The organism is Bacillota bacterium, assembly GCA_040755295.1.
Lineage (GTDB): Bacteria > Bacillota > Desulfotomaculia > Desulfotomaculales > Ammonificaceae > SURF-55.
This window is the reverse complement of record JBFMBK010000001.1, coordinates 47376-73766: the sequence shown is the minus strand read 5'-3', so window position 1 is coordinate 73766 and position 26391 is coordinate 47376. Positions and strand designations below refer to the sequence as shown.

The 26391-nt window shown below is 53.2% G+C and carries 21 protein-coding genes; 13 read left to right on the top strand and 8 right to left on the bottom strand.

The window, feature by feature from the left end:
• Positions 1-42: 42 nt before the first annotated feature.
• From flgK to AB1500_00265, 7 genes are all read right to left on the bottom strand, one after another.
• Positions 43-1413 carry a flagellar hook-associated protein FlgK gene (gene flgK, locus AB1500_00295; protein ID MEW6181606.1) on the bottom strand — a complete coding sequence of 457 codons (1371 nt, stop codon included), beginning with the start codon at positions 1411-1413 and terminating at the stop codon, positions 43-45.
• 19 nt (positions 1414-1432) lie between these two features.
• Positions 1433-1969, bottom strand: coding sequence for a flagellar protein FlgN (locus AB1500_00290; protein ID MEW6181605.1), 537 nt, complete (start codon positions 1967-1969; stop codon positions 1433-1435).
• 140 nt (positions 1970-2109) lie between these two features.
• A complete protein-coding gene (locus AB1500_00285) occupies positions 2110-2457 on the bottom strand; it encodes a hypothetical protein (GenBank protein ID MEW6181604.1) in 348 nt (115 codons plus the stop codon).
• A gap of 183 nt (positions 2458-2640) precedes the next feature.
• Positions 2641-2934, bottom strand: coding sequence for a flagellar biosynthesis anti-sigma factor FlgM (gene flgM / locus AB1500_00280; protein MEW6181603.1), 294 nt, complete (start codon positions 2932-2934; stop codon positions 2641-2643).
• A gap of 60 nt (positions 2935-2994) precedes the next feature.
• A complete protein-coding gene (locus AB1500_00275; protein MEW6181602.1) occupies positions 2995-4056 on the bottom strand; it encodes a chemotaxis response regulator protein-glutamate methylesterase in 1062 nt (353 codons plus the stop codon).
• Positions 4043-6124, bottom strand: coding sequence for a chemotaxis protein CheA (locus tag AB1500_00270; GenBank protein MEW6181601.1), 2082 nt, complete (start codon positions 6122-6124; stop codon positions 4043-4045). Before AB1500_00270 ends, AB1500_00275 begins: the two co-directional genes overlap by 14 nt.
• A 398-nt stretch (positions 6125-6522) precedes the next feature.
• Positions 6523-7035, bottom strand: a complete 513-nt coding sequence (locus AB1500_00265) for a chemotaxis protein CheW (protein ID MEW6181600.1) — start codon at positions 7033-7035, stop codon at positions 6523-6525.
• Between the two features lie 330 nt (positions 7036-7365).
• Between AB1500_00265 and AB1500_00260 the strand changes: the two genes are divergently transcribed.
• The 11 genes from AB1500_00260 (at position 7366) to AB1500_00210 (ending at position 21308) form a co-directional block, all read left to right on the top strand.
• A complete protein-coding gene (locus AB1500_00260) occupies positions 7366-9081 on the top strand; it encodes an AarF/ABC1/UbiB kinase family protein (GenBank protein ID MEW6181599.1) in 1716 nt (571 codons plus the stop codon).
• 102 nt (positions 9082-9183) lie between these two features.
• The gene (locus tag AB1500_00255; protein ID MEW6181598.1) at positions 9184-9987 is read left to right on the top strand and encodes a flagellar motor protein; all 804 of its coding nucleotides are present in this window, start codon (positions 9184-9186) and stop codon (positions 9985-9987) included.
• Positions 9974-10774: a flagellar motor protein MotB gene (locus AB1500_00250; protein MEW6181597.1), complete on the top strand. Its 801-nt coding sequence runs from the start codon at positions 9974-9976 to the stop codon at positions 10772-10774. Before AB1500_00255 ends, AB1500_00250 begins: the two co-directional genes overlap by 14 nt.
• Positions 10775-10827: 53 nt before the next feature.
• A complete protein-coding gene (locus AB1500_00245; protein ID MEW6181596.1) occupies positions 10828-11754 on the top strand; it encodes a hydrogenase small subunit in 927 nt (308 codons plus the stop codon).
• A 160-nt stretch (positions 11755-11914) separates the two neighbouring features.
• Positions 11915-13303 (top strand): nickel-dependent hydrogenase large subunit, encoded by a 1389-nt coding sequence (locus AB1500_00240; protein ID MEW6181595.1) that lies wholly within the window; start codon positions 11915-11917, stop codon positions 13301-13303.
• 632 nt (positions 13304-13935) lie between these two features.
• Positions 13936-15927 (top strand): glycosyltransferase, encoded by a 1992-nt coding sequence (locus AB1500_00235; protein MEW6181594.1) that lies wholly within the window; start codon positions 13936-13938, stop codon positions 15925-15927.
• Between the two features lie 193 nt (positions 15928-16120).
• Positions 16121-17131 (top strand): UDP-glucose 4-epimerase GalE, encoded by a 1011-nt coding sequence (gene galE, locus AB1500_00230; GenBank protein MEW6181593.1) that lies wholly within the window; start codon positions 16121-16123, stop codon positions 17129-17131.
• Positions 17124-18719, top strand: a complete 1596-nt coding sequence (locus AB1500_00225) for a glycosyltransferase family 4 protein (GenBank protein ID MEW6181592.1) — start codon at positions 17124-17126, stop codon at positions 18717-18719. The genes galE and AB1500_00225 overlap by 8 nt, the downstream gene beginning before the upstream one ends.
• Positions 18720-18866: 147 nt before the next feature.
• The gene (locus AB1500_00220; protein ID MEW6181591.1) at positions 18867-19493 is read left to right on the top strand and encodes a Wzz/FepE/Etk N-terminal domain-containing protein; all 627 of its coding nucleotides are present in this window, start codon (positions 18867-18869) and stop codon (positions 19491-19493) included.
• Entirely contained in the window at positions 19483-20085 is a 603-nt protein-coding gene (locus AB1500_00215) for a Wzz/FepE/Etk N-terminal domain-containing protein (protein ID MEW6181590.1), read from the top strand. Before AB1500_00220 ends, AB1500_00215 begins: the two co-directional genes overlap by 11 nt.
• A gap of 11 nt (positions 20086-20096) precedes the next feature.
• Positions 20097-21308: an O-antigen ligase family protein gene (locus AB1500_00210; GenBank protein ID MEW6181589.1), complete on the top strand. Its 1212-nt coding sequence runs from the start codon at positions 20097-20099 to the stop codon at positions 21306-21308.
• A gap of 70 nt (positions 21309-21378) precedes the next feature.
• Here AB1500_00210 and AB1500_00205 read toward each other — a convergent pair whose 3' ends face one another.
• Positions 21379-22359, bottom strand: coding sequence for a class I SAM-dependent methyltransferase (locus tag AB1500_00205; protein MEW6181588.1), 981 nt, complete (start codon positions 22357-22359; stop codon positions 21379-21381).
• A gap of 402 nt (positions 22360-22761) precedes the next feature.
• On the opposite strand from AB1500_00205, the gene AB1500_00200 reads away from it, so the two are divergent.
• Complete coding sequence (locus tag AB1500_00200; protein ID MEW6181587.1) at positions 22762-24975, top strand: endo alpha-1,4 polygalactosaminidase; 2214 nt, start codon at positions 22762-22764, stop codon at positions 24973-24975.
• A gap of 226 nt (positions 24976-25201) precedes the next feature.
• A complete protein-coding gene (locus tag AB1500_00195) occupies positions 25202-26215 on the top strand; it encodes an endo alpha-1,4 polygalactosaminidase (GenBank protein MEW6181586.1) in 1014 nt (337 codons plus the stop codon).
• Positions 26216-26391 lie beyond the last annotated feature (176 nt).

The window sequence follows — 26391 nt, the reverse complement described above, 5'->3', positions numbered from 1 at the left end:
CGCAACTTCGGACTTCCACCTTCTGACTACTGACTACTAATTCTATACCGCCATCCGGTTAATCAAGGTGTCGAGAAGGCTGTCCATAATGCTGACCACACGCGAACAGGCCTGGAAGGCGTACTGGTATTGAGATATTTTTGTCAGCTCTTCGTCCACGGACACCCCGGAAACCGACTGCCGCAGGTTTTGCAGCTGTTCACTAACGACGCGCGCTCCCAGGGTGCGTTCGCCGGCGCCCCGCATGTCTTCGCCTATCCTGGTAACAAGCTGCCGGTAGAAGCCCTCAAAAGTCGCGGTGCCGTCCGCCATAACCAGGTCGTCGCGCAGTCCGGCTACGGCCAGGGCCTTGGTGCCGTCGATGTTGTTGAGGTCGTCTTTAACATCGTCGCTCAGGTCAAAGTCTGCCGCCCCGGTTGACGCCGGGTTAAAGAAATCGGTCTCGTGGGCGGTATTCACCTCGTCACGGATCGTGTCGGCCAGGGTGTCCAGATCTTCCATGTAACCCTTGACCTTCTGCCTGGAACTTTCGACGCCCACCAGGGAGCCCGACAGGGTATATGCATTAGCCGCCGCGGTTATGTCGACTGTTTCACCCGATGAGAAAGAAAGAACAAGACTGTCCTCAGTTCCTGCGAAAGGATCCTCAATAGTTACCGTTTCGTAGGTGCCGTCCGCATGCACCAGTTCCTTCCCAAACAGGGAAACCACCACGGTACCGTCACTCTGGATTTCCGCCGTTTGCGTGCCTATGACCGCCAGCTTGTCGAGAAGCACATCACGACGGTCCATAAGATCGTTCGGCTGCGCTCCCATGAGCACCAGCCTCTGAATCATCTGGTTCAGGCTGCCGACCTCTTCAGCGACGCTGTTGATTGTATCGACCTGATCCTGTGCCAGTTCCCTCAGGTTGCGCTCGTTTTCTTCCAACTGGCCGTACGTTTGCCGCACGGCAACCGTAAGTTCCTCGCCCGCTACCCTCACGGCGGCCTTAAGACCCACGTCCTGCGGGCTGTTGTTCAACTCGTGCCAGTTGTTGAAAAACTTACCGATTAAGCTCTGGAGCCCGTATTCCGACGGCTCGGGGAAAACCGCCTCTACGCGCGAAAGGGCGTCCTCCCGCTCTTCCCAGTAACCCGCCTCCCCCAAAGCGTTACGCAACTGTTTATCAAGAAGCTCGTCCCGGACGCGGCGGATAGTGGTGATTTCGACGCCGGTGCCGAGTTGGCCCGGGACGATTATCTGCTCCCTCGTCGGATAGGTGTAAGGTGATGTGGCGGCGTGGACCGCGTCCTGGCGGGTATACCCCTCGGTATCGGCGTTCGCAAGGTTATGGGCGGCGGTATCCATCGCTGTCCGTCCCGCCATAATGCCGCGCCTGGCAATCTCAAGACCGAAGAATGTTGAAATCATCCCAAACCCCCCGCTCTTTCTATACTACACTGTCGATCGCTTGCGACGGCTTAGCCTGACTAACCTCACCCTCGGATCCGTAAGTATTGTCCTCGACCAGGCCGATTTCCCTCATGAGTAGGGTATTGTATTGCAGGCCGCGCCAAGTCATGACCCGGCAGATGTCCAACGCCTCGCGCAAAGCCCGCAAATCGGCCCGTAAGCCTTTTCCTAACGTCGTAAGGTGTACGCGTTGCCTTTCCGGAGCCCGGTCGAGCAACTCGCGCAGAGAGGCGTCGCGTTTTAACCCGAAGTCCTTGGCGACATTTACCTGAGACTCATACCTGATCCCCTCCAGCCGGGCCAGCTCACCGACAAGGTCCGATTGTTCCCCGGCCAGTTTGATCAAAGCATCCGAGTCCGCGTCGCGCAGGGCGTTTATCTGTTTCTCCGTGCCGTTCAGCAACGCCTTCACTATCTCCCCCTGTCGGCGGAGCAACCCCTCCAGCGAGTCGTAGAATTTATCGATCTTAGTGCCTTCTTTAGAGTAATCGCTCATCTCATTCACCTTTCGCATATGCTCCGGTTTGTAATTTAGTAGACGTAGACAGTAATCGGTAGCCGGTATAAGACCATTTCTCTTGGATTCTGGATTCATTTGAACTGAGGACTTTCGACTCAGGACTGAGGACTTTTAACTCGCACCGCGACTTGCGACTACACGCTCTCGTCCAGAGAGCCCTCCCGTTCGAGCCGCCGCCTAATCGTTTCCAGTTCCTCAGGTGAAACCTCATCCTCCGAATCCGGTTCATCATCCTCATAACGCAAAACAGTGACCGAATCCTTTACCCTTTTCGTTCGAAATCTAAAAGGATAGTTGTACATGACCGCTGCGTTATTAAGCTGTTCAACCAACCGTACCAACCTCTCGACGTCGGGGACATTCCGAAGCTCAGGAGCTACTTCCGTGCGTGCCTGGACTTCGCTGCGGGCGATCCCCTCGCGCCGGGCCGCGTCGCTTTCAAACATTACCTGTGACTGTAAGCCGCCTGCTCCGACTTTCATCTTTACCAATCACCTTCAAAGGGCCTCACCCGGCCAATCCCTGTTGCCTTAGAAACCTTCAACCTTCTTACGCAAAGAATTGCGGTCACTGGCAGTCCCATGCTTTTCAGTGACCGTAAACTTGGTGACAAGAAATAATTGCTTTATATGTTGTTAATCAACGCTGTTGAAAACCGGCGGTTATTACCGCCGGTTCAGGTTTAATTCCTCCAATATCCCTTTCGCAATCCGTTCCGGGTCGGGTTCGTAAGTACCCGCCGCAATCTCCTGGCGAAGCCGGGCGACCAGATCTTCCCTGACCTCGGAAATTTCCTGCAGGCGCTCCTTGAATAACGGCAACTCCTTTATCTCAACTGATGGCTCAAAGCTATCGGCGATCCGACCACCTTGTTCCTGCTTCTCGGTTTTCTTCGACAACCTCTGCTGGATACCGTAAACCTTGGCGGCATCCGGTCCATTTGCAGGTCCGATTTTCATGGCTCATCAGTCCCCTCATCGGTCTCTCTATTATTAAAATCGGGCAAATACTCGAAAACTTTAGAGTTCATTAATAATTTCCCGGGCTATGTCCTGCAGACGAACTACTTTGTCTACAGCCCCGACTTCAATCGCCGCTTTGGGCATTCCGAAAACTATACAGGTTTCTTCCGCCTCCGCTATCGTCCGGCCCTGATGCTTCTTGATTTCTTTCATTCCAAGCGCTCCGTCCTTTCCCATACCGGTAAGCAAAACCCCCAGAACCCTTGGGCCGCAAACCCGCGCGGCTGAAGTCATAACTCCGTCCACCGAAGGGTGAAAGATCCCCGGGCGTGAGCGCTTCTCACGGGGAATCAGGTTGATTGTCAACCGGCCCGGCCGGCCGCGAAACAAAAGGTCAGCCCCCGCAGGTGCAATAAGTACCCGGCTCGGGTGAACCAGATCGCCGTCAACCGCATGTTTAACCGTGATCGCCGAGCGTTTACCCAGGTGTTCGGCAAGGCTCGATGTAAAACCGGCTGGTATATGCTGTACGATCACTATTCCCGCCGGAAGATCCGCCGGCAGTCCCGGCACGATCGCCTGCAGCGCCGCAGGGCCGCCGGTTGAACAACCGATGACCACAAGTTCCCGCCGCGACCCGGTTGAAGAAAAGCCTGCACGGGTAACCCTTGAGGTTGTTCCTGCCCCTGGTTTACTCCCGACCCTTGCATCAATCCTTTCCAACGAAACAGTGGCGGCCATTTTGACCTTTTCCGCCAATTCGTCCACTACCGTAGTCAGCCTACTGCCTTCCTCAGGCTTCGAAACAAAATCTATCGCACCGAGAGACAAAGCTTCCAGTGCCGCCTCGCTGCCCGTTCGGGTATGGACGCTCAACATGACGACCGGTACCGGCTGCGATTGCATCATCCTCCTTAAAGCACCCAGTCCGTCAAGTACCGGCATTTCTACGTCAAGGACCACGACATCCGGGTGGAGTTCCGGGAGCCGGTCAAGCGCTTCCTGGCCGTTCGCCGCCGTTCCAATCACCTCGATATCAGGGTCCTGGCATAGCATCCGGCCGACCACCTGGCGTATCGTTGCCGAGTCGTCGACCATCATAACCCTAACAGGCGGCATGTGCCGCCTCCTCTATGTTAATGCTTTGCGCTATTTCCTGGATCAGGCTCCTTACGTCGACAATCAGCGCCACTTTACCGTCACCCAGAATCGTGGCTCCCGAAACGCATGGAACCTTCCCCAGGTAGCGGCCGAGCGACTTAATCACAATCTCCTGCTCGCCCAAAAGATTTGCCACCACCACCCCCAGGCGCTGGTTGCCGGAACCGACGACTACCACAAACATCATTGACGTGTCAGCTTCCGGAAGACCCAGAACCCCCGCCATGGAAACGAGCGGCAGTACCTGTCCCCGTACCACGGTGACTTCTGAATCCCCGATCTTTCGCACCTCATCCTTTGATACGTAAATGGTTTCCATAACGTTAGCCAGCGGGAAAGCAAAAATCTGCCCGCTCACGAATACCATCAAGGCGCGAATAATAGCGAGTGTAAGCGGCAGTCGGATGGCGAATTTCGTTCCCTGCCCTAGAACCGTCGACATCTCAACGTGGCCGTTTATCTGTTCGATCTGTCCGCGCACCACATCCATTCCCACACCGCGGCCGGAAAGGTCCGTAACCTGTCTGGCCAGCGAAAAACCCGGTAAGAATATGAAATTCAGGACTTCCTGCTGCGACAGCCGTTCCGCGGCCTCACGGTCCACAAGACCTCGTTCCACGGCTTTATCGCGGATTCTTTCCACATCCATTCCCCGCCCGTCATCCTCAACGGTGATCATGATATTGCCTTCCTGATGAAAAGCCCTTAACTTGATTGTTCCTGCGTGCGGCTTCCCCGCGGCGACGCGGTCTTGCGGCGGTTCAATACCGTGGTCGATGGCGTTCCGCAGAAGATGGATGAGCGGGTCACTGATCAGTTCGAGCACATTCCGGTCAAGTTCCGTTTCTTTGCCTTCCACAACAAAATCGATTTCCTTGTCCAACTTATGCGCAAGGTCGCGCACCATCCGTGGAAAGCGGTTGATGACCTGAGCGATCGGCAGCATCCTTGCCTTCATGATTTGTTCCTGAAGGTCGTTTGTCAACTGACCAAGGTGGGTGGAAATATCCCTTAAAACCTCCGTCAAATCGCTTGAGTTATAACGGTCTTCGAACACCTCGGCAAAACGGTCAAGCCTGGTGCGGTCTATCACCAGTTCCCCGACCAGGTTCATCAGACTATCGAGTTTCTGTACATCGATCCTTACCGTCTTTACCTGCTTGTGTGTTTCCTCGCCCCCTTTAATTTCCGCAGAAGCGCTCTTTTGTTTGGACCCTTCCTCCTCTTCCCGCTCCTTTTGCGGAATCTCGCCCGGCGCGTCCGCCTGGGGCTGCACCGCTGCAAGCATAATCGGATCCACTGCGGCGTCTATTACCTCGGAAATGGTAAGCACCAGTTGTTTTATTCGCTCAGCGCTGTCCCGGCTTAGAAGTACGAGTTCCAAAGTGGTATCGTATTCCCCTTCCTGGATTTCTTCGGCCGGCGGCACTGATTTGATAATCTCCCCATGTTCCTGAAGGGTTCGAAAGATCAGAAAAGCGCGGACGAATTTCATCTGGCACCTGGGCTCAACCGTAACATAGATACTATAAGCGTTAAATCCTCGAAAACTGGCCGCCCGGATAACCTCTTCCTCCGCCTCCGTAAGCTCCGCAGCGTATCCGCCCAGCGGCGGGGCATCGGAACCCGGCACCGGAGCGGGATCACCGGTTACTTTAACCTCATCTTTTGCGTCCTCATCATCCCCCAAAAGCCGCTGAATCTTCTTTATTACCAGTTCGATGTCCGCCGGTTTTCCCTGGCCGGTAATTTCATCCCTTAGCGATTTCAAAGCATCCAGGGCCTCGAAAAGAACGTCGATCATTTCGCCCGAAATTGTAGCCCGCCCCTGGCGCAACCGGTCAAAAAGGTTTTCCATTTCATGCGTTAAACGGGACATCCCGTCGTAACCCATAATAGCGGAGGAGCCTTTAACGGTGTGAGCCGCCCGGAATATTTCCTGCAGAACCTGCTGGCTTCCGCCTTCCCGTTCCAAAAGGAGGAAGTTGTCATTCAGGATCTGTATTTTCTCCTCAAGCTCATCCATGAATACGCTTACTTCAGCGTCCGAAAAAATTTCCTCCGCCTCCCTTCGAAAATAGGCGTTTATTCGTAGGACGCGGCGATGAACTGCTCATTACCGCGTTCCGTTTATGTTACTCCTCTGTCTTTAAGTAACCGGCTTGCGGGTCGCCCCATTTTCATTCTTCATTCTTCATTCTTCGGTGTGTCCAGCACTCAGTCCAACATTTGTAGTTGTTAACAGATAACACCGAAGAACTAAAGTCATGGTATCGTACTATTAGAACCAGATACCTTCCGAGTGCCGGGTATGGACGACTCCTTCGGTAAGCGCTGTAAGACAGCTTGCTTCTCAGTATCCATCCGCTGTCGGCGGCAAGGCTCAGGGCACCCTCGAACCGATAATGATGCCGACTACCGGCTTTAAACCGACTGCATCTCCCCGGGAGAAACCTCTATCAACTCTGTTTGCTGCAAGGCCTCTTTTTCGTGCGCGTAAAGGATCTTCTCCAGGTTAAGGAGGATAATCATCCGCTCCTCCCGAAGAGCAATACCCCGGAGATAAATAACGTCCACCCCGTTGATAACCGCCGGCGGCGGCTCTATGCTCTCTTCCGAAACCCGGAGCACCTCAATCACCGCGTCGACGATCATCCCGATAACCATTTCACCCATTTCCACGATGATAATCCGGGTCTGCCGTGACTGTTCACCTTTGGGCAGGTCAAAACGCCTTCTCAGGTCGATCACCGGAATGACCTTCCCCCGGAGGTTTATTACTCCTTCTATGAATTCCGGCGTCCGGGGTACCCGGGTTATGCTTTCCATCCTGATGATTTCCGCAACGGATGCGATATCCACCCCGTATGTCTCGCCTGCCAGCTTAAAGACAACAACCTGCCCTTCTTTTCCGTTAACCTCAAGCCTTTGCGCCACTGTTGATCCCCCCTTGAGCTTTCGGGCAGTTTCATGGCCGCACCGCAGAAAACGGACTGAAATACGGCAAGCGGCTTGCTGGATAGTCCTCTGCGTGTCCGAAATTATACCTTAAGTAATATCGCCCTTTTTGGTAAAAAACTTAACCCCGTCGCATTGTATTTTAAATTATGTCCTTAAATGGTATGCTACGGTTGGACAAAGTCTATCACTATAGCAACTTTACGGGTGCCCCGTTCATCGGGCGCTGCGATATGAGAGGCGGGATAGGCTTGTATTTCGCCGTCCAGCACTCAGTTTTCCGATATCGAGGGGTATGTCTGAGATTTGGTGTCTATTTGGGTGCTGGTTAAGATAAACGCCGAGCGGCTGATTAGTTGCCCGCCATGCGAAGGAAGGAACATGATGCTACCCTCGTTCGGGCGATACTACCGGCATATCAAACGATACCGGCAGATAACCCGCGTGGCCCTGCGGCACGGTCTGGGCCATTTATCAACCAGTCTGGGCCTTGGCGGCCTTTTCCGGATCTACCGCCGGAACCGGCAAACGATTGCCGAGTCGCCTGCAACCCGCTTGCGTTCGGCTTTCTGGGAACTCGGCCCCACATTTATTAAACTCGGTCAGCTTCTTTCCACCCGCGCCGACCTCCTGCCGGAAGGATACATCCGCGAGCTGGAAAAACTTCAGGATACCGTCCCGCCCGCAAGCCGCGAGGAAATTGTACGGACCGTTGAGAGGGAATTCGGATGCCCACTGGAGCAGGTCTTTGCCTCCTTTGACTCCGATCCGCTGGGGTCCGCCTCTATCGCCCAGGTACACGCCGCCCGGCTCCTTTCGGGGGAAGAGGTCGTGGTTAAGGTACGCCGGCCGGGCGTTACGGAAGGAATCGCCGTCGACATCGATATACTGAAGGACATCGCCCGTTTTGCCGAAAAGCACACCGCATGGGGCCGTTTTTACCCTTTTACCGAAATGGTTACGGAGTTCCGGAGGGTTCTGAGCGAGGAATGCGACTTCACCATCGAGGCCCAGCACGCCGAGATCTTCCGCCGGAACCACTCCGGCAACGAAGCGGTAATCATCCCGGGAGTCTTCTGGGAATACACCAGGCCGGGAATCCTGGTCCTGGAGCGTATCAATGGAATCAAGATCTCCGATTTGGCGTCCCTCGACGCCGATGGTATCGACCGCCCGCGTCTGGCCCGCCGCTTGGCGGAAACACTTCTGCAGCAGATGCTCGGCGACGGTTTTTTCCATGCGGACCCGCACCCCGGCAACCTGTATGTCCTGCCGGGAAACAGGATCGCCTTTGTGGACTTCGGTATCGTGGGACGTCTGAGCCCGAGCATGAAAGAACTAATCGGATGGCTGGTGGTGGGATTGACCCAAAAAAACGCCGGCATCGTCACCAGGGTAGTCCTACAGATGCAGGTAACCTCGGAAATGACAAACCCCGCCGCCTTGAAAAGAGACATCGAAATGCTGCAGCAAAAGTATTACGAAATACCGCTCAGCGCGATCAGTCTTCCCGAAGCCTTCGGCGACATGCTGCAGGTGGCGTACCGTCACCGGCTGCGCATGCCTGCCGAACTCGCGCTCCTCGTAAAAACCCTGACCACCGCGGACGGGTTACTCCGCCGGCTTTACCCTGAGATAAGCATCGCCGAAATAGCCTCTCCCATCGGGCGCAGATTTATTACCTCCCGTCTCAGCATCGAAGGAATAAAGCAGTTCCTTCTTGCCGAGCTTCCCACGCACCTGTACTTCCTCACACGCTTACCGGGGCAGATTACCACGCTCCTCGAGGACGTTTCCCGCGGCAACCTGCGCGTAAAACAAGAGAATCCGGACCTGAAACGACTTGCCGACCGCGTTGACACGAACATCAATAGATTAATCCTCGGTCTTTTGACCGTTACCCTGTTAACCGGATCCTTCCTTCTTGCCGGAAAGGGCATCCGGTTTTTCGACTTTCTTCCCGCCGCCGAAGTCTTCTTCACCGGCGCTTTATTCTGCCTCCTGTTGCTCTTACTGAAGAAATAATCGTAAGGTTTTTTTCGTAATATCACACCCAGCCATAAAGAAAACCCCTGGTTCGTACCGATAATTATGAAGAACGGGTTAAGTTCAGGAAGGAGGTTGCTCATGGACCTGGCAACCATCCTTGGTGTTACGCTCGGCATAGCATCTCTGGTTCTTGCGTTTATAATGGAAGGCGGACACATCGGGATGCTTATCGCCCTCCCGGCGGCCATAATAGTTTTCGGAGGCACCCTCGGTGCCGTTATGGCCGGTTTTTCACTTGCCGAGATAATGCTCATACCCAAGCTTTTCAAGGTGATAATTTTTGCCAAACCGGTTGACGAGCGCGCGCTTATCGACCAGATGGTTGAACTGGCCGAGAAAGCCCGCCGGGAGGGCCTGCTTTATCTTGAGAACCATCTGGGGGAAATCGACTCCGCTTTCCTGCGCAAGGGAATCCAACTTGTTGTAGACGGCACCGATCCCGATCTGGTCCACAACATTATGGAGATCGAGATGTACGCGATGCAGGAGCGCCACAAGATCGGCCAGGAGCTTTTCAACCAGGCCGGCGGTTATGCGCCGACCATGGGCATTATCGGCACCGTTATGGGCCTGATCCACGTGCTGGGAAGCCTTTCTAACCCTGATGCGCTCGGTCCGGCGATCGCGATGGCGTTCACCGCTACCTTGTACGGCGTGTCAAGCGCCAATGTGATCTACTTCCCGATCGCCACACGTCTGAAAGGTCTCAGCGCCAAGGAAGAGGTTGCCTATCAGATGATGATCGAGGGACTCCTGGCACTCCAGGCGGGGAACAACCCGATCCTTATCAGAGAACGGCTTACCGCGTACCTGAGACCGGGAGAGCGGAAGACAGCCCCGGTCGAAAAAGAAGGCCAAGGTGAGGTTTATGAAAGCACGTAAAAAGGAGGTAAAGGAAGCCAACCACGAACGGTGGCTGATCACCTACGCCGACTTGATTACCCTGCTCCTGATTTTTTTTGTCGTTCTTTATACCTTCAGCAACGTTGACGCCAAGAAATTCGCCGGCATCGCCCAGTCCCTCTCCCAAGCGCTGGGCGGCAGCGCCGGCATGGTCGTGTCCGGACAGGGGCCGTCGGTGGTTTCCGGGGCGCCGGTATCACAGGAAAGCATAGAGACTAAAATTAATCTGAACGCAGATGCCATCGAAAACATCCAACTGCAGAAGATCAGGGAACAGATCGAAAAATACGCCAAGGAGCAGGGACTCGCGGCCAAAGTCACCGCCAGGATCGAAGAACGCGGCGTGGTGGTAAGCATTCAGGACACCGCGTTATTCCCCGTGGGCTCGGCGGACCTTACCCCGCAGGCCCGGGTGATAGTACATAAAGTCGGTCAGATACTGGTCACGACCGACAACTACATCCGGATAGAGGGACACACCTGTGATCTTCCGATTCATACCCCCCGTTTCCCGTCCAACTGGGAGCTTTCCACGGCCCGCGCCACCAGCGTGGTGCAAGAACTGCTCCATGCGGACAACTTCCCGCCGCAGCGCCTTTCCGCGTCAGGGTACGGCGAGTACCGGCCTATGGTCGCGAACAACTCCGAACTCAACCGGCAGCAAAACCGCCGGGTGGACTTCGTGGTCCTGCGCTCACGCTATAAGGAGGTCGAACCGGCCGTGCCGCCCGAATTGTTCTATAAAGCGCCCAAGGTCGTGCCCTAAATCATACCCGAGCAGGCAAAGGCATAAGTTGATACAAAAACGAGGTTTTTGTATTGACCAGAGAAAAGTTTGCCGCCGTCTGCCGTAAGTTATCTTCCCGCGACAATCATGCGCTGACCGAAAAGCTATTATCCGCGGTTAAAACCCACCGGGCAAAGCATAACACCCCAAAGCTTTCCGTTGTCTGGATAGAGACCAATGACAGCGGTGACAACAACATCTCCTTCATGAACACCACTTTTCCTTATTTGGGCCGTGTTTTTGCCGAAATGATCGATCTTTTATACAGTAACACCTTCATGGCCGCCCAGGGCACGAAGGCGCTCGCCGTCCTTGAACGGGCCGCCGCGATGCAGTACGGTCCGTTCACCCTTGTGGTCGAAGGGGCCATACCCGTTAAAGACGACGGCCTTTATTGCGCCGTCGCCAGAACCCAAGACCGGTACATCACGGCTTTTGAAGCAGTGACGCGGTTTGGGAAACTCGCGGAACACGTAGTGGCCGTCGGCACCTGCGCCAGTTTCGGGGGGCCCTCCGCGGCACGGCCGAACATAACCGGAAGCGTCGGACTCTCGAAGGTACTCCCCCGGAAAATCATTAATGTCAGCGGTTGCCCGGTTAACCCCGACTGGTTTGTGGGCACCCTGGCCCATTTACTGATGTACGGGAGGCCCGAGCTCGACCGGTTTAACCGCCCGGCGTTGTTCTACGGGTTTACGGTGCACAGGCACTGCCAGCGCCGCTCTTACTTCGATAAGAAGGATTTTGCCGATAAACTCGGTGACATCGAATGCATGTTTTCTAAGGGATGCATGGGCCCGAAAACGGGAGCCGACTGCCCGTACAGGCAGTGGGTGGACCACGTGAACTGGCCGGTTAAGGCCAATACCCCGTGCATCGGCTGCACCAACGAGGATTTCCCGGACGGGTCCTCACCTTTTTTCACTTCGCTGTCCGTAAAAAGTCCGGAACATGAATAAAATGACAAAAAGAAATAACCACAGAGACACAGAGCACACGGAGGAGGATGAAAACGAAAAAGGGGTTTTATTTTTGTTATTAGTCTTGATATTTTTTTCTGTAAACTCTGTGCCTCTGTGGTGAAATATTTTAGTTCCGGTCCGGGTTAGGAGGATATGGATGAAAACACAGCGGATAATATTCAGCCCGGTAACCCGGCTCAGCGGTCTCTTGTCGGTAGAGGTGACCGTCGAGAAAAACCGGGTGAAGGAAGCCTACGCCGGCAGCACGATGTTCAGGGGCTACGAGTGGATAATGCGCGACCGGCACGTAACGGATGCCGTCTATATGACCCAGCGGGTCTGCGGCATATGTTCCCTGGCCCACGGCGCCGTGTCCAGTTACCTTCTGGACGACCTTTACGACAATGACATACCCGAAAACGCTCATTACCTGCGCAATATCATGTTCGCGGCTGATTTCCTGCAAAACCACATCAGGCACTTTTATCTGTTCAGCCTGCCCGACTACGTACGGATGCCCGACCGGCCGCCTTTTCACGAACAAGATATCACTGACGTCCGTTTAGTTGAAAAAGATAACCGGCTTCTGGTGGAGCACTACTTTGCAGCGGTTAAAGCAGCCCAGCGAAGCCACGAGATTCTGGCCGTATTCGGCGGTAAAGCGCCCCACCAGCACAGTTTTGTTCACGGGGGCGCCGCGGTTTCCCCGACGGCGGACAAAGTCAACCGGGCTCTCGCCCTTATCGACAGCATCAACCGGTTTATAAAGGATTGCATGATCCCGGACACCGCATTGATCGCCCGGGTTTACAACGACTATTTTCATATCGGCATCACGCCCAGACGCCTTCTGTCCTTCGGTCTTTTCCGGTTCGGCGCCAAAAACGACAGGGTTTTATGGAAAGGCGGCGTTCTGTCGGACGACAAGCTCGACCCGCCGGAAGTTAAACTAATCGAGACGGACGTAACCCGTTCCTGGTTCGAAGACGCGAACGTTAATAACCTTACGGGGCGCCAGCCGGAACCCGCGCCATACAAACCGGACGCTTACACCTGGGTGAAATCAGTGCTTTACGGCGGCCGGCATTTTGAGGTGGGACCTCTCGCGCGCATGATAATAAACAGACGCTACGACGGCGGCACCTCAACCATGGACAGGATATGCGCCCGTTCATTGGAGACCATGCTGATCGGGGAACTGCTTGAAAACTGGCTCACAAAACTGGAACCCGGGCCGCCCCCGATCAAACAGAAAACGTCGCCCGTCAAGAGCGAGGCGGTCGCCGTCACCGACTCCATGCGCGGCGCCCTACTGCACAGCGCCCTGCTCAACGGCGAAAGAGTCGTCGGGTACGAGATCATCACCCCGACCGAGTGGAACTTCTCTCCGAAAGACCGGCAGGGCCGGCGCGGACCCGTGGAGAACGCCCTTGTGGACACGGCGATACCCCGGCCGAAGATGCTTTTTACCGTTCTTGGACGGATAATACGTTCTTTCGACCCCTGCCTGTCCTGCGCCACCCATATCATAAACGTCAAGTCCTAAGTCCTGTGTCCTGAGTCCTAAATCCGAAACAGGGACCGGAGACTTTTTCTTTTTTTCCCCCGTTCCCCGACTGAGGACCGGGATTATCGGCTGAGGGCTTAATCCGCAACCCGTGAGAGGTACACCTGCCCCCGCTCCTTCATATCTTGTTGTGTAGACATAAGGAACTCCACAAGCCGCTATTGCAGCAACACGAAGAGTGTCAATAAGGATCCGTAAGCTGGTCACTCAGATGCAGACGAGTAACATATGCGGAACGTGACGAGGAACGAACAGTACGAGGAACCCTGCACTCAATTCGACTTGAAAAGCAGCAATTCGTAAAAGGTTAAGTTTCGTTAAAACGGCTTGTTTTCTTACTTAGGGTAAGTTTGAGTGCTGGGGGACGAGCCGGAGCATACTGGAGGATACGTGATGACCCGGCCCTGCTAGGCTGACACGGCTATACGCAGCTTATCGTCGCGCCCTACGAAAGAACGATTATTTTATAGGGAGTCGACCATGCCATGTTGCGGGCAACGGAGAATGAAAATGGCATGGAAACAGCGATTTAACTGATGTTAATATTCATTTTCTTGATACATAGCATTCTTGGCGTCTTGGCGGTTGATTAATTCTCAAATGAGCTGCTTATGACACCGAACACAAACACAATCAGCCTCTGCATGATCGTGAAGGACGAAGAGAAGAACCTCCCCCGGTGCCTTAAGAGCGTACAAGACTATGTCGACGAAATTATCGTTGTGGATACGGGGTCCTCGGACCGCACGCCGGATATCGCCGCGAGTTTCGGCGCGCTCGTTGTACGCTCGCCCTGGCGGATGGACTTCGCCCGTGCCCGGAACGAAAGCCTAAAGCACGCAACAAAGGAATGGACGCTGTTCCTTGACGCCGATGAGGAACTGCCCGCCGAAACCTCCGTTGAGCTGAGGAAGCTGGCGTCCGTGGAGGAGGTCGAGGCCTGGACATTCACCGTTGTGAGCCCCGTATCCCCGGGCACAGACAGTCCTAAAACCAGACACCTCAGCCTCAGGATGTTCAGGAACCGGAAAGCGTACCGCTTTCAGGGAAGAATCCACGAGCAGATAAAACCGAGCATCCTGAAGGAAAACCCGGCGGCGGCCATCGGGCATTCAAATCTGGAAATCATGCATTATGGGTATGTTTTCGGTGCAAATACCGCGAAAAAGACGCTGCGCAATATCGCGCTCCTGGAGCAAGAACTGGCCGGCAACCCCACCGATCCTTTCCAAAACTATAACCTCGGCGTCAGTTATTTCTCGCTGGGCGACCTGGACAAATCCCGAAAACATTACCGGGTCGCACTCGAACACGTCAGTCCGGGCTCAGGTTTTGCGGCGGCGATCTACCGGAACTACTGCCTCTGCCTCAGCGAAGCGGGAGAATATTCCGAAGCCCTGGAACTGGCGGACAAAGGCCTGGTCTATTTCCCGGACTATCCGGACCTTTATTTTCTCAAAGGGCAAATCTTTCGGGACCTGGGCATGACCGCCCGGGCTAAAGCTTGTTTCCTCAAATGCACCGGCTTCCGGCGGACGCCCGCGCGCTACACGACCACCGAAGGCGTCACCGGGCATCTCGCCTTCGAGAACGTGGCCGAAATCCTCGCGCGCGAAGGCAGCTTCAGTGAAGCCGCCGACTTTCTTACGCGTGCGCTCCGCGAACAACGGTCAGACCGATTGCTGTCCCGCCTGTCCGCCTTGCTGCAAAGCTGCGGCCGCAAAGGACCTGAAATCGCGGATTATCTAAAAAACGATTTGAAGATCGATTTTCAGACCAGGGTCCGGCTTTTATTCGAAATAAGTGAATTTGAAGCCTGCCTCGGTCTGATAGACGCGGCGGAAGGCCCGGCGGCACCGGAAATAATACTTTATAGGATTCAGTGCCTGGTGCGCCTCAAGCGCCACGCAGAAGCGGCTGAGGTAACACTGGCGGAACCGCTCAGCCCTTCCTTGAAAACCGAAGTACTGAAACAAAGGTGCCTCGCCATGTGGCTTCAAAAACCGAAGCGGAACGCGTCGGCGCTGATCTCCGCCTTTGATGCCCCGGATAATCCCGGCGTGATCGCATACGGCATGATCAATCGCCTGGTCTGCGGCGCCGGAGCGGATGCGCCGGTTGAATTTCTTGGGGCGGAATCACGCCGTGAGGTCCTTGACACCGCCCTGAAAATCCTTCGGCTCGGTGACAGAGGTCTTGCACTCGCCGCAGTCATGGTATGCGGCGGCGGGAGTATGGCCGAGGCCAGTTACGTTTTAGGCCGACACGCCTTGAACAAAGGCTTTAATCCGGAAGCCAAACACCTTCTGGAGCAAGCCGTCCATAACGGCAAGGCTGACGCCGGAGTGTTTTACCTCCTGGGTAACGCATACTCAAACCTCGGTTTGCACGAGCAGGCCTTCCGTCACTTTAATGAGGCTTTGGCAGAATCCCCTGAACGGGAGTTATACGCCGCCTGCGCGCTGGAACAACTGGTGCGCCGGTGCCGGGAGATGGTTTTGAACGTTTTGCGTCTTGAAGACGGGAACCCGGAGCTGACAGAAGCACTTTTCAAGCTGGCGTCGCTAATTAAAAAGATACAGCGGCTTAAAACAACAAGATGAAACGGCGGGCAAACAAGAAAGCCGTATTTACCGGTTTAAGTGACCTCCCGGCCTGATATCAAAGCAGCGGGCAGTAATGGTATCACAGCTACCCGCCTCCTACGGCTCGGCGAAAGTAACACTTTACCGCTTGGGTTAATAAAGTAGTAGCACTTACCAGCGTACTGCTATGTTTTGAGAGAAGGATCGAGTGATGGTCGTTTTATTAACCGGCGGGGCAGGGTATATCGGGAGTCATACCGCCCGTCAGCTTTCAGGGCACGGCTTTCAGGTCATTATTTACGACAACTTCAGCTCGGGACATCGCGAAGCTGTTAAGGATTTTCCTATAGTGGCCGGCGACATCGCCGACGCCGACATTCTCCGAGCAACTCTTACAAGGTATCGGGTCCAGGCCGTGATTCACTTCGCCGCAGACAGCCTGGTAGCCGCATCCGTTACTGATCCTGCCAAGTACTTTCAAAACAACGTGTGTAAGAGCTTAATCCTTCTCAACCAACTGGTGCACCAAAACGTCGGGTATATCATTCTATCCTCTTCAGCCGCAGTGTACGGCGAGCCGTTAGTAGTACCCATTAATGAAGAGCATCCCCTTAAACCTACCAATCCGTACGGCGATACCAAATGCATGCTTGAGAAGATATTGAAGCGCTACCACGAAGCCTACGGCCTAAAGTACGTTTCCCTCAGGTATTTCAACTCTGCCGGTGCAGACCCGGGCGGGGACATCGGCGAAGACCACGAACCCGAAACCCACCTGATTCCCAAGGTACTAAAGGCCGCCCTCGGCCAAACGGAAAAAGTATCCGTCTTCGGCGGCGACTACCCGACCAAAGATGGGACCGCCGTAAGAGACTATATCCACGTCAAGGATCTCGCCGATGCTCACATTCTTGCATTGAACGCGCTCCTGCACGGCCTGCGGAGCACTGTTTTCAACCTCGGCAGCGAGGAAGGATTCAGCGTTCTCGAAGTGCTTAACACCGCAACCAAAATCACAGGTAAAAGCATCAAATATGAAATCGTCCCGCGGCGTGCAGGTGACCCCGCGATATTGGTGGCCAGTTCAAAGAAGATAAAACAAGAGCTGGGCTGGGATCCGGAGTATAAAACGCTGGAAAACATTATCGGTACCGCCTGGAAGTGGCACCGGAGTCATCCCTGCGGCTATACGACCGTATGCAAGGGAGACTCAGATGGTTAAAATGATAAAAGCGGCTTCATCGGTGCTAAAAAAGCACAAGGTTACCCTAGTGACTCTTTTCTGTATAGTGCTGGGACTGATTATCGTTCTGCACTTATCGTCTTCAAGCAAGACGAAAATGAACCTGAAAATTAATGAAAAAGGCAATCAAGCATCCTCCGGGCTGCTACCGACCATCTTCTCGACCGGCAAACAGTCGCCGATAACCTACAAAGCCAAAGTCGCTGACGCACCCGTTCTGGGAAGACAAACAGCAAACGAACTCGATTTTCATATGATGGTCGCGCAACTTGAACAACCCCTTGCGGCTGAAAGCAAAGCCCCGGCGCGCCGTCAAACACTGCTCTACGCGCTCGTAGTGGGCGCGATTTGTCTCCTTCTCAGTATTGCGTTTTGTTCAATACTGATGTTTTTCAGATGCCGACCCATATCGAAAACGGAAACGGCCCCATACAACATTCTGCACCTGCTGTCCACCAACCGTCTCAGCGGCGCCGAACGAATCGTACAACTGATTACCAGACATCTGAACAGCAGCCGGTTTCACAGTATAATCACCTGCGGCGGCGACCCGCTGCGTGAGGTTTACAAAGCCGACGGCCATCCGGTGGAGGTAATGGACGTCCGTTTTCCCACACCAAGTAACATCTTCCGCCTGCGAGGAATACTGAAATACAGGCATGTTCATCTGATTCACGCTCACGACCACAGGGCCTCCCTTTTGGCCTGGATGAGCTCGAGGTTTCTTCTGCGTCGAATTCCTATGATTTCGCACATCCACAATGCCAACCCGTGGCTTAAACAGTGGCATCCCTTCAAATTGGTGGACCTTGTAATGCGCAACCGGTACAACATTTCCATCGCCTGTTCCGAAACGGTTAAAGAATATTATTTGCGCCATAATTTTACGCTTAAACCGACAAAAGTGGTAACCGTCACCAATGGGATCGAGATTAACGATTACGGTAAAGTGAACCGTGATGCAGTAGCACAAAACACAGGACTACCCACTCAGCGTTTTGTATTCGGCACCGTGGGCAGACTGGACGAGCAAAAAGGAATCGATTTATTGTTGCACGCTTTTAGGGAAGTTGCCAACCGCCTGGAAAACGTCTCTTTGGTTATTGTCGGCACAGGGCCGGACGAACAGGTTTTGAAAAAGACGGCCCGCCAACTGGGTATAAACGAACACGTTGTCTTCACCGGTTACAGAGAAGATGTCCATGAACTCATGCAGGTCATGGACGTTTTTGTGCTGGCGTCCAGATGGGAAGGCTTACCGATGGTTTTAATGGAAGCCATGGCTCTGGGGATCCCTGTGATTGCGTCTGATGTAGGCGGTGTGCGGGAACTTGTCCGGCCGGGAGAAACGGGTTTGCTGGTTGCGGCCAAAGATACCGCGGACCTGGCGGCAAAGATGTGTTACTTATACCGGGATAGGGAGCTGGCGGCTGAACTCGCAAGGGCCGGAGCCGCGTTAGTCTGTGAAAACCATAATATGGCTCGGCAAGTTCAGAAGATTGAAGATATTTACAATATATTGCTTTCAAGAAAGTCGAGTAGAAAAAGCGCATTTTTGCACTCTTAGGATGTCACCGGCCGGTCAATGACTTTGCTTTTTGGGTCCGGCCGCTTTCGTGCTTAACAACCTCCCAGAAGTAACACCTTATAGACACATTTAATACAATACAGCATGGTCGAACGCAAAGCTGGTTTCTTAAAAAGGAGCTTGAGTATGAAACTTTTACAGGTTTTAAAAACTTACAAAAAGACTATTGTTGCCGCTATACTTGTTTCCCTATTAAGCGGGTTGCTGCTGAGCACCTGCGCGGTGCCGCGGCTCTACCGGGCTACAGCTGTGTTAATGGTTGCGGGAGCGGAAGACCCCGCCACCGGAAAGGTCAGTTACCTCGATGTGCTGGCTAATAAACAATTAGTCAAGACCTACTGTGAAATAATACCTAGTAAGGACGTAATGAACCGGGTGTCCCAGGAACTGCATTTCACCGTAAGTGCTGAGGAACTTCGTAGGGCTGTAAGGGTCAGACAAAAGGGCGACACGGTTTTAATTGAGATTTCGGTGTATTTCCCCAACTCGCGCCAGGCTGCAAGCATAGCCAACAAGACAGCCGAGGTTTTCATTGAGAAAGAAAAAACGACCTTGCGAATGGCCAACGTCAGGTTGATCGATGCTGCTTCCGAGAATAGAATCCCCGTTAGTCCCAACATACCGTTGTACATGGTAGGCGCGGTCTTGATCGGCTTTATCCTGACTTTCAGCGGATGTCTGATGGTGGGGTGCGCACGCCGGTCGCCCGACATTGGGAATACACCCGGAAAAGATGACGCCGATGGAATTTAGAGATTTTCTGCTGCTACTCTGGCGCCGAAAGACATGGCTTTGGGGCATACCCTTCTTGGCCGGACTGTTTTGCCTGTTAACAATACAGATCTTATCGCCAAGATACGAGGCTGCGGCAACGTTGATGCTTGAAAGCGAGCCCGATAATCCTTGGCAAAGAGTGTTTGTTCAGCCTCAAGCCGACGAAGAAATCGTCAAAACATGCATCCGGCTATTGGATGGCAACGTTTTTTTACTGGATGTGATAAAAACACTTCCTTTCAAGACTAACCTTAAAACGCTGCGACAAAGTCTGCGGTACGATAACCCGGAAGGCACGAAACTAATCCGGCTTAGCATGGTGGGTAAAGACCCTCAACACGCTGCCCTGGTAGTAAAAAATGTTATGACCCTTGCCCCAAAGAGACTGGCGGCGGTATTGGGCGAGAGAGAGGTGCTGGTTGTTGAAAAAACGACCGTCCCAGCCCCGGCCTACCGAATGAACATTCATTTAGGTTTAGGTCTGACGGTCCTGTTGTCATTCCTGTGGACGTTGACCGGAGTCATGTTCTTGCATAACGTGCGGCGTCTGAAGCAAGAACCCCTACGGTGAGGTTAGTTAGCATGCGAAAATCACTCCTTTTGCTCTATATTTTGGTGTTTGCATCTTTCACCGATCTTACGACATTTACCATGGAGAAGTTCGGTATCCCGGCAGCGCCTATCCTGTTTTTATTAGCGGCGGGGGTCCTATTATTTGAGATGTCAACATCCGAATCATATCCGCTGCTTAGCTGCCGCGATCCCCGCACGTATGTCGTCACCGCCTTTTTTCTGGTTTACCTTACGATGGGGTCAATCCATGCGGATTTGGGTGAGGCTTACTACGATATATACATGCTGTTGATCGGTTATTTTATCTTTCAATTGGTATCACTGAGCGTTCGCAGCAGGGAAGAACTTGACGGCATTCTCCTGACCATTCTTTTATGCGCGCCGGTGCTGACCCTTCAGGGTGTTTATGAGTTTTATCTAGCAGTTTTAAGCGGGGGGTTTGAGGGCTACTTTCGTGCCGGCGGTTGGTGGCCCGGCCCCAACGAATACGCCTTCGTTATGTGCTTGGTCTATCTCACGTCCTTTTACTTCCTCGGCAGGGATGAAAAAACATTGCGAGGGGCAGGATATCTGAGCCAATTGTGCGCGTGCGCGGGCATTTTACTGTCACTTTCGCGCGGCGGGTTGCTGACTTTCCTCCTTATTTCGTTATTGCACTGGCGTATCTTTTGGCGGCGGAAGGGTTACCTTGCTGTCTCCCTATTGCTGGTGGTAGTGGTATATTTAGTTGTATTTGCAAACGTCTTTAACGTTGAAGTCTTTAACAGCATCCCGGCCGAACGGCTTTTTATCTCGAGCGGCCTGGAGGGAAGTGATTTCTCCAACGGCAGGTTCCAGGCGGCTATCGGCGGCTTGTTGATTTACGCCCAACATCCTTTGACGGGTGTGGGGTTCGGCAATATTTTGGTTTACGCCGATGCCATAAATTACTACAAAACGTACAGTCACAACATGTTTATCGAAATCATGGCCGTTACTGGCACGTTACCCTTGCTCTTCTACCTTTTCATGCTGGGGTACCTCTGGCACACCGCCCCGAAAAGCGCCGGCGCCGACGGGGCAATGGAACGAATGCTTCGGGGTTATATCGTGGTAATCGTCGCGATGGGGATATTTGCCCATTATCTGCTGCTGATGAAGCCGCTGTGGATCCTGTTGGCGTTTTTTCCTGCTCACTCTCAATTACGTAATAAAAGGGAACCCGGTAACCAGCATTATTGATCGACACTCCCCCGAGCGCCCCGACATTAGGATGCTCTAAAGAAAGGAGCTTCGACTGTAAATCCGCAACTTAAATAACCGGTGGGCGGCCCTTCCACAGTTCGCCTTGAAAGACGGTGGCCAGGTCTATTACTCCGCCCGTACCGGCTGCCAGTAATTGCGTTATCCAATGAAATAACTTCCGTGCGGGAGGATAGCGATAACCTGACTCCCGGCGGAAAATACGGCAATCATTGAAACCGGCCTGCCGCGCTGCCATCTTTATGTTACGAGTTGTCCAGAAACTGCTATAGTCGTACTCCCAACGGCTCACCAGATCCGGCAGGAATCTCTGCAGCCGCACTCCCCAGCGGATATACCGTGTACGATTGGGTATGCGCAGGACCACCACGCCAGGTTCAGCCAGTTTTCGATAAGCCACACTTAGCAGGTCCAGCGGATTGGAAATACAACAAAGGACGTCGATCATGGCGATGACGTCTACGCTCCCGTCGGGAATTTGGGGGCATTCCAACCGCTCATAAACCGGAAACGTGCCTCTCTCGTGGTGATACTGCCGGATGCTTTCGGCTATGTCCACGCCGGCGACCCGCCAGCCGGCACGCTGAAACACCAAGCCCAAGTGACCATAGCTGCACCCGAAGTCAACCATCGTTCCCGGCTGGTCCCGGAAATGGAAGTGACGGGCTGTCCTGCGCAAAACCTCCTCAAACATCCCCTGTTTCGTCCAGCGGAGGAATTCCTCATTCTGCTGGGAGACATAATCCGTGCCGTCGAAGTATCTCAGCGCGTCCTCCGAAGAATGATCGTCCACGCGAAAGAGGTACTGACAGCAACCGCATAGCCACAGTGTAGATCCGGTCTCGCCATCAAGCCGCCGGCCCGCCTTCATGCTGAAGGAAGAGCAGTATAGCGGCTTCCGGGACAACCTTGCCCCACATATAGGACAAAACATCGGGAACAAGGCCGGACGCAGGTGACGGCCCGGGAAATAATCATTTTCCGTTACTACAGCAAGTACCGGCTCATCAGCCACCGTGCCAGTAGACATGGCTCCCTCCAGAAGTTGTGCCTGAATTTGTGTTATCCTTAGCCGATATAATATACATATTACCATTAACTGGTGACTAAACTCGCCCGCAGCATACCTGTACTCAAGATCAAGAATCAAATAGGTAAATAGCCGTTGGATATTACTGTGAATGTTCGGAATAGGGCCGAACGATTGTCTAACTATAAATCGAAGTCGGCTTGAGAATCCGCACCCCAAGCGTTATTAAACCATAATCGTTTTCTCCCAAGACTCTCACCCACTTGCCAGAACTTACATGTAGGAATATGTCAAATTCTATCGAAATCAGGCTTAAATGGTGAGGGTATCCTCTTAGGAGGTGAATGGCGGAAGCTTTGCAGCAACTATCACAATACAAGCTTTTTGAAGGAGGTCTATTTATTGACAAGAAAAGCTCTAACGACCTTACTCGTGATCGCTTTGATGGCAACCGTTGTTCCTATCGGCGGCATATCGCAAGCGGCTATCAGCCTGCCCCACGATGTAAAGAGTTTTGTGATCCACTGGGGCACTCCCACCGCACAGCAGATTGAAGACATGAAGCAATTTGATATGGCCGTCGTCGAGCCGTACACATTCAGTGACACACAACTCAAAGCCTTACATGCAGCCGACGTCATGGTGATTGCTTATATCCCGACCACTTCCATCGACCAAAAATGGACCCCTTTCTCAGGCATTATGGAGTCCGACTACCTTTGGCTGAACGGTCAAAAGGTAACCAACACCAACGACAACCCGCCCGACTGGATAATGGACCCCCGTAGCACCCATTACCGCCAGATTATAACCGACTACGCCAAGGGTATTTACACCCGCGGGTTTGACGGTGTTTTTCTAGACACCTTGGCCGAAGCCACCGATTATTCCAACAACAGGGAGGTACTCGATGCCACCGTCCAGCTCGTAAGAGAAATCAGGAACGCCGGTCCGGCGAAGTTGATCTGTCAGAACGGCGGTTGGTGGAAGGACGCTCCGCTTAACCTTATAGATTACACCGCGCCTTTAATCGATTTCATGATGTGGGAACATTATCCATACGATAAAGGGACCGGTGATTCATGGACCAACACGAAGCGAGACCACATTATCAGTTTAAGAAATCAGTATAACTTCAAGGTCATTACCGCCAGGTTCATTTCCTGGAACGACTATACCGCCGTTCAGAGGTACTACGACGACGCCCGGGCATACGGGTTCGCACCTTACGCCCCTTGGACTTCCGGTTCACCGATCTATAACACCGTAAACACCTATTACCTCCCGCCGCGCAGCTATACCCCGGCGCAGCCGCCCACTGATCCGCCGGCGCCACCGCCCACTGATCCGCCGGCGCCACCGCCCACTGATCCGCCGGCTCCCCCTGCGCCGCCACCCGCATCCAACCGTTTCGCCCATGACGTTAACAGCTTTGTCGTGCACTGGGGCGCTCCTACGGCACAGCAGTTACAGGATATGAAAAAATTTGATCTCGCGCTCACCGAGCCACAGTCCTTAAGTGACGCCCAGTTAAAAGAGCTGCAGGCCGCAGGGGTCATCGTAATCGGTTACGTTCCAACTCTTTCTGTGAATCAGCAGTGGCCGCCTTACACCGGCCTTTTAAATTCCGATTACATCTGGGTTAACGGGCAGAAAGTGGTAAACACCAGCTATCCCGACTGGATAATGGACCCCCGAAGTGAGCACTATCGTCAAATCGTTTCCGACTACGTAAGAACGGTGTATGCCCGGGGATTTGACGGCGTTTTTCTGGCCGGCATAAGCGAGCCGGAGAATTTATGGAAATATGTTTCCTTGGATTCAACTATTTTAACCAACTTCATACAAGAACTGTTGGTAGCCACCGGCCAATTCGTGCAGGGAATCCGAAGCATTAACCCTACTAAACTGATAATTCAGGACAATGGTTGGCTGCAACTTATTGACCAAACCGGGCCTTCTATTGACGGGATTGTGTGGCCGGATTATCCGTACGAAAAAGGTGCCAGCGATTCCTGGCTAAATGCGGAGCGCAATCAATTGATTAGCTCGCGTAACCAATACGGCTTTAAGGTGCTCGCAACAAAATTCTTCCCCTGGAACGACTACACCGGAGCACAGAACTTCTATGACGCCTCCCGCGCCTATGGGTTTGTTCCATACGCCCCATGGACCTCCGGTACACCGATCTATAACACGGTAAATACTTATAACCTCCCGCCCCGCAGCTATACTCCTGCGCCGCCGCCAACGGAACCGCCTGCGCCGCCGCCGAATGAGCCGCCTTCTCCTCCGGTTGATCCGCCGGCGCCGCCGCCGGACACCCAGGCACCGACAACGCCAACGATAACGCGGGCTGTCGCTTTAAGTTCAACCTCCGTAAAAATAACCTGGACGTCTTCTAAAGACAACGTCGGTGTCTCTCGTTACGACGTTTATCGGAGCTACTATTATTACGGAACTTACAACAAAGTGGCTTCCGTTAGCGGGACAAGCTTCACCAATACCGGCCTGGGAAAGAAAACACGGTACTACTATTACATAAAGGCCGCGGATGCCGCAGGAAACGTTTCGTCTGCAAGTAACAAGATGGCAGTGAGAACTCTTTGGCAGTAGCTTCTTGATTGCCTAGTTAAATTATAGATCGTTTCAGTATACTTATTGAGACCCGCCCCGGAAACAGAAATTACTGCGGCGGGTCTCCGTTTTTTTATTATGGGCCGCTGCTTCGTACAGGCACTATTAAGAAACAGCGGCATAAATTGACGAAGAGTCGGCTGTGAAAGGCGTCAACCAGCCAAATACGTAGAGTTTTATAGACAAGCAGAAATCAGGTAAAGCCATGCTCAAAAACAGGCCCGGACTTAAAAATACGGCGGTCAGAAATATCATTATTATGTTGGCTGTTCTGGTCATGTTGGTCATTATTTCTGTTGTCAAGCTGACCGCCTTCGGGTTAAACAGGGTAACGGGTGACCGGAGCGTTTCAACGGCACAGCAGATAGAATACTTAAAAAGATTTGATCTGGCCATTGTTGAGCCTTATACGCTTAGTGACATCCAATTGAAAAAGTTGCAAGCAGCCGATGTCCTGGTAGTCGCCTACGTTCCTACTACTTCTATCGACCAACAGTGGACGCCTTTTACGGGCCTTCGGGAATCCGATTACCTCTTAATAAATAGACAAAAGGTAGCCAACACCAACGACAACCCGCCCGACTGGATAATGGACCCCCGCAGTACCCATTACCGGCAGATTATCACCGACTACGCCAAGGGTATTTACGCCCGCGGGTTTGACGGTGTCTTTTTAGACACCTTAGCCGAAGCCACCGATTATTCCAACAACAGGGAGGTACTCGATGCCACCGTCCAGCTCGTCAGAGAAATCCGGAACAACGATCCGGCGAAGTTAATCGTTCAGAACGGCGGTTGGTGGAAAAACGCCCCGCTTAATCTAATTGATTACACTGCGCCCTTAATTGATTTTTTAATGTGGGAACATTATCCTTACGAAAAGACGACCGGGGATCCCTGGATCAACGCGAAGCGTAACCATATCGTTGATTTAAGCGAGCGGTATAACTTCACGGTGCTTACCGCCAGGTTCATTTCCTGGAACGACTACGCCGCGGTTCAGACGTACTACGACGGCGCCCGGGCATACGGATTCGTCCCTTACGCCCCTTGGACTTCCGGTGCGCCGATCTACAACACGGTAAACACCTATTACCTCCCGCCCCGAAATAATGCTCAAATCCCGCCCCTGCCGACATCCTTATCTGCTACTGTGAGACGACCGGCCGATAACATAAAAAGCTTTGTTATTCACTGGGGGATCGGACACTACAACTAAAACTCATTCCACGACGGCTTTTTTTCAGTCCTTTTGCTTGAAACCGCCCGGGTCTCCAAGGACAAGCACCTTTAGGGGCGCACGGCATATATTGGCAAGGGCCGGCCGTTAAGGCTCAATAAACCCTAAAAAGGCTGCTTAAATTCCTTAGCAGCGGGAAAACAAGCAAAACTATG

Excerpts from the sequence above, each read along its gene's own strand:
- flgK (MEW6181606.1), bottom strand. The coding sequence starts at position 1,413 with ATGATTTCAACATTCTTCGGTCTTGAGATTGCCAGGCGCGGCATTATG.
- AB1500_00290 (MEW6181605.1), bottom strand. The coding sequence starts at position 1,969 with ATGCGAAAGGTGAATGAGATGAGCGATTACTCTAAAGAAGGCACTAAG.
- AB1500_00285 (MEW6181604.1), bottom strand. The coding sequence starts at position 2,457 with ATGAAAGTCGGAGCAGGCGGCTTACAGTCACAGGTAATGTTTGAAAGC.
- flgM (MEW6181603.1), bottom strand. The coding sequence starts at position 2,934 with ATGAAAATCGGACCTGCAAATGGACCGGATGCCGCCAAGGTTTACGGT.
- AB1500_00275 (MEW6181602.1), bottom strand. The coding sequence starts at position 4,056 with ATGCCGCCTGTTAGGGTTATGATGGTCGACGACTCGGCAACGATACGC.
- AB1500_00270 (MEW6181601.1), bottom strand. The coding sequence starts at position 6,124 with ATGGATGAGCTTGAGGAGAAAATACAGATCCTGAATGACAACTTCCTC.
- AB1500_00255 (MEW6181598.1), top strand. The coding sequence starts at position 9,184 with ATGGACCTGGCAACCATCCTTGGTGTTACGCTCGGCATAGCATCTCTG.
- AB1500_00250 (MEW6181597.1), top strand. The coding sequence starts at position 9,974 with ATGAAAGCACGTAAAAAGGAGGTAAAGGAAGCCAACCACGAACGGTGG.
- AB1500_00240 (MEW6181595.1), top strand. The coding sequence starts at position 11,915 with ATGAAAACACAGCGGATAATATTCAGCCCGGTAACCCGGCTCAGCGGT.
- AB1500_00235 (MEW6181594.1), top strand. The coding sequence starts at position 13,936 with ATGACACCGAACACAAACACAATCAGCCTCTGCATGATCGTGAAGGAC.
- galE (MEW6181593.1), top strand. The coding sequence starts at position 16,121 with ATGGTCGTTTTATTAACCGGCGGGGCAGGGTATATCGGGAGTCATACC.
- AB1500_00225 (MEW6181592.1), top strand. The coding sequence starts at position 17,124 with ATGGTTAAAATGATAAAAGCGGCTTCATCGGTGCTAAAAAAGCACAAG.
- AB1500_00220 (MEW6181591.1), top strand. The coding sequence starts at position 18,867 with ATGAAACTTTTACAGGTTTTAAAAACTTACAAAAAGACTATTGTTGCC.
- AB1500_00215 (MEW6181590.1), top strand. The coding sequence starts at position 19,483 with ATGGAATTTAGAGATTTTCTGCTGCTACTCTGGCGCCGAAAGACATGG.
- AB1500_00210 (MEW6181589.1), top strand. The coding sequence starts at position 20,097 with ATGCGAAAATCACTCCTTTTGCTCTATATTTTGGTGTTTGCATCTTTC.
- AB1500_00205 (MEW6181588.1), bottom strand. The coding sequence starts at position 22,359 with ATGTCTACTGGCACGGTGGCTGATGAGCCGGTACTTGCTGTAGTAACG.
- AB1500_00195 (MEW6181586.1), top strand. The coding sequence starts at position 25,202 with ATGCTCAAAAACAGGCCCGGACTTAAAAATACGGCGGTCAGAAATATC.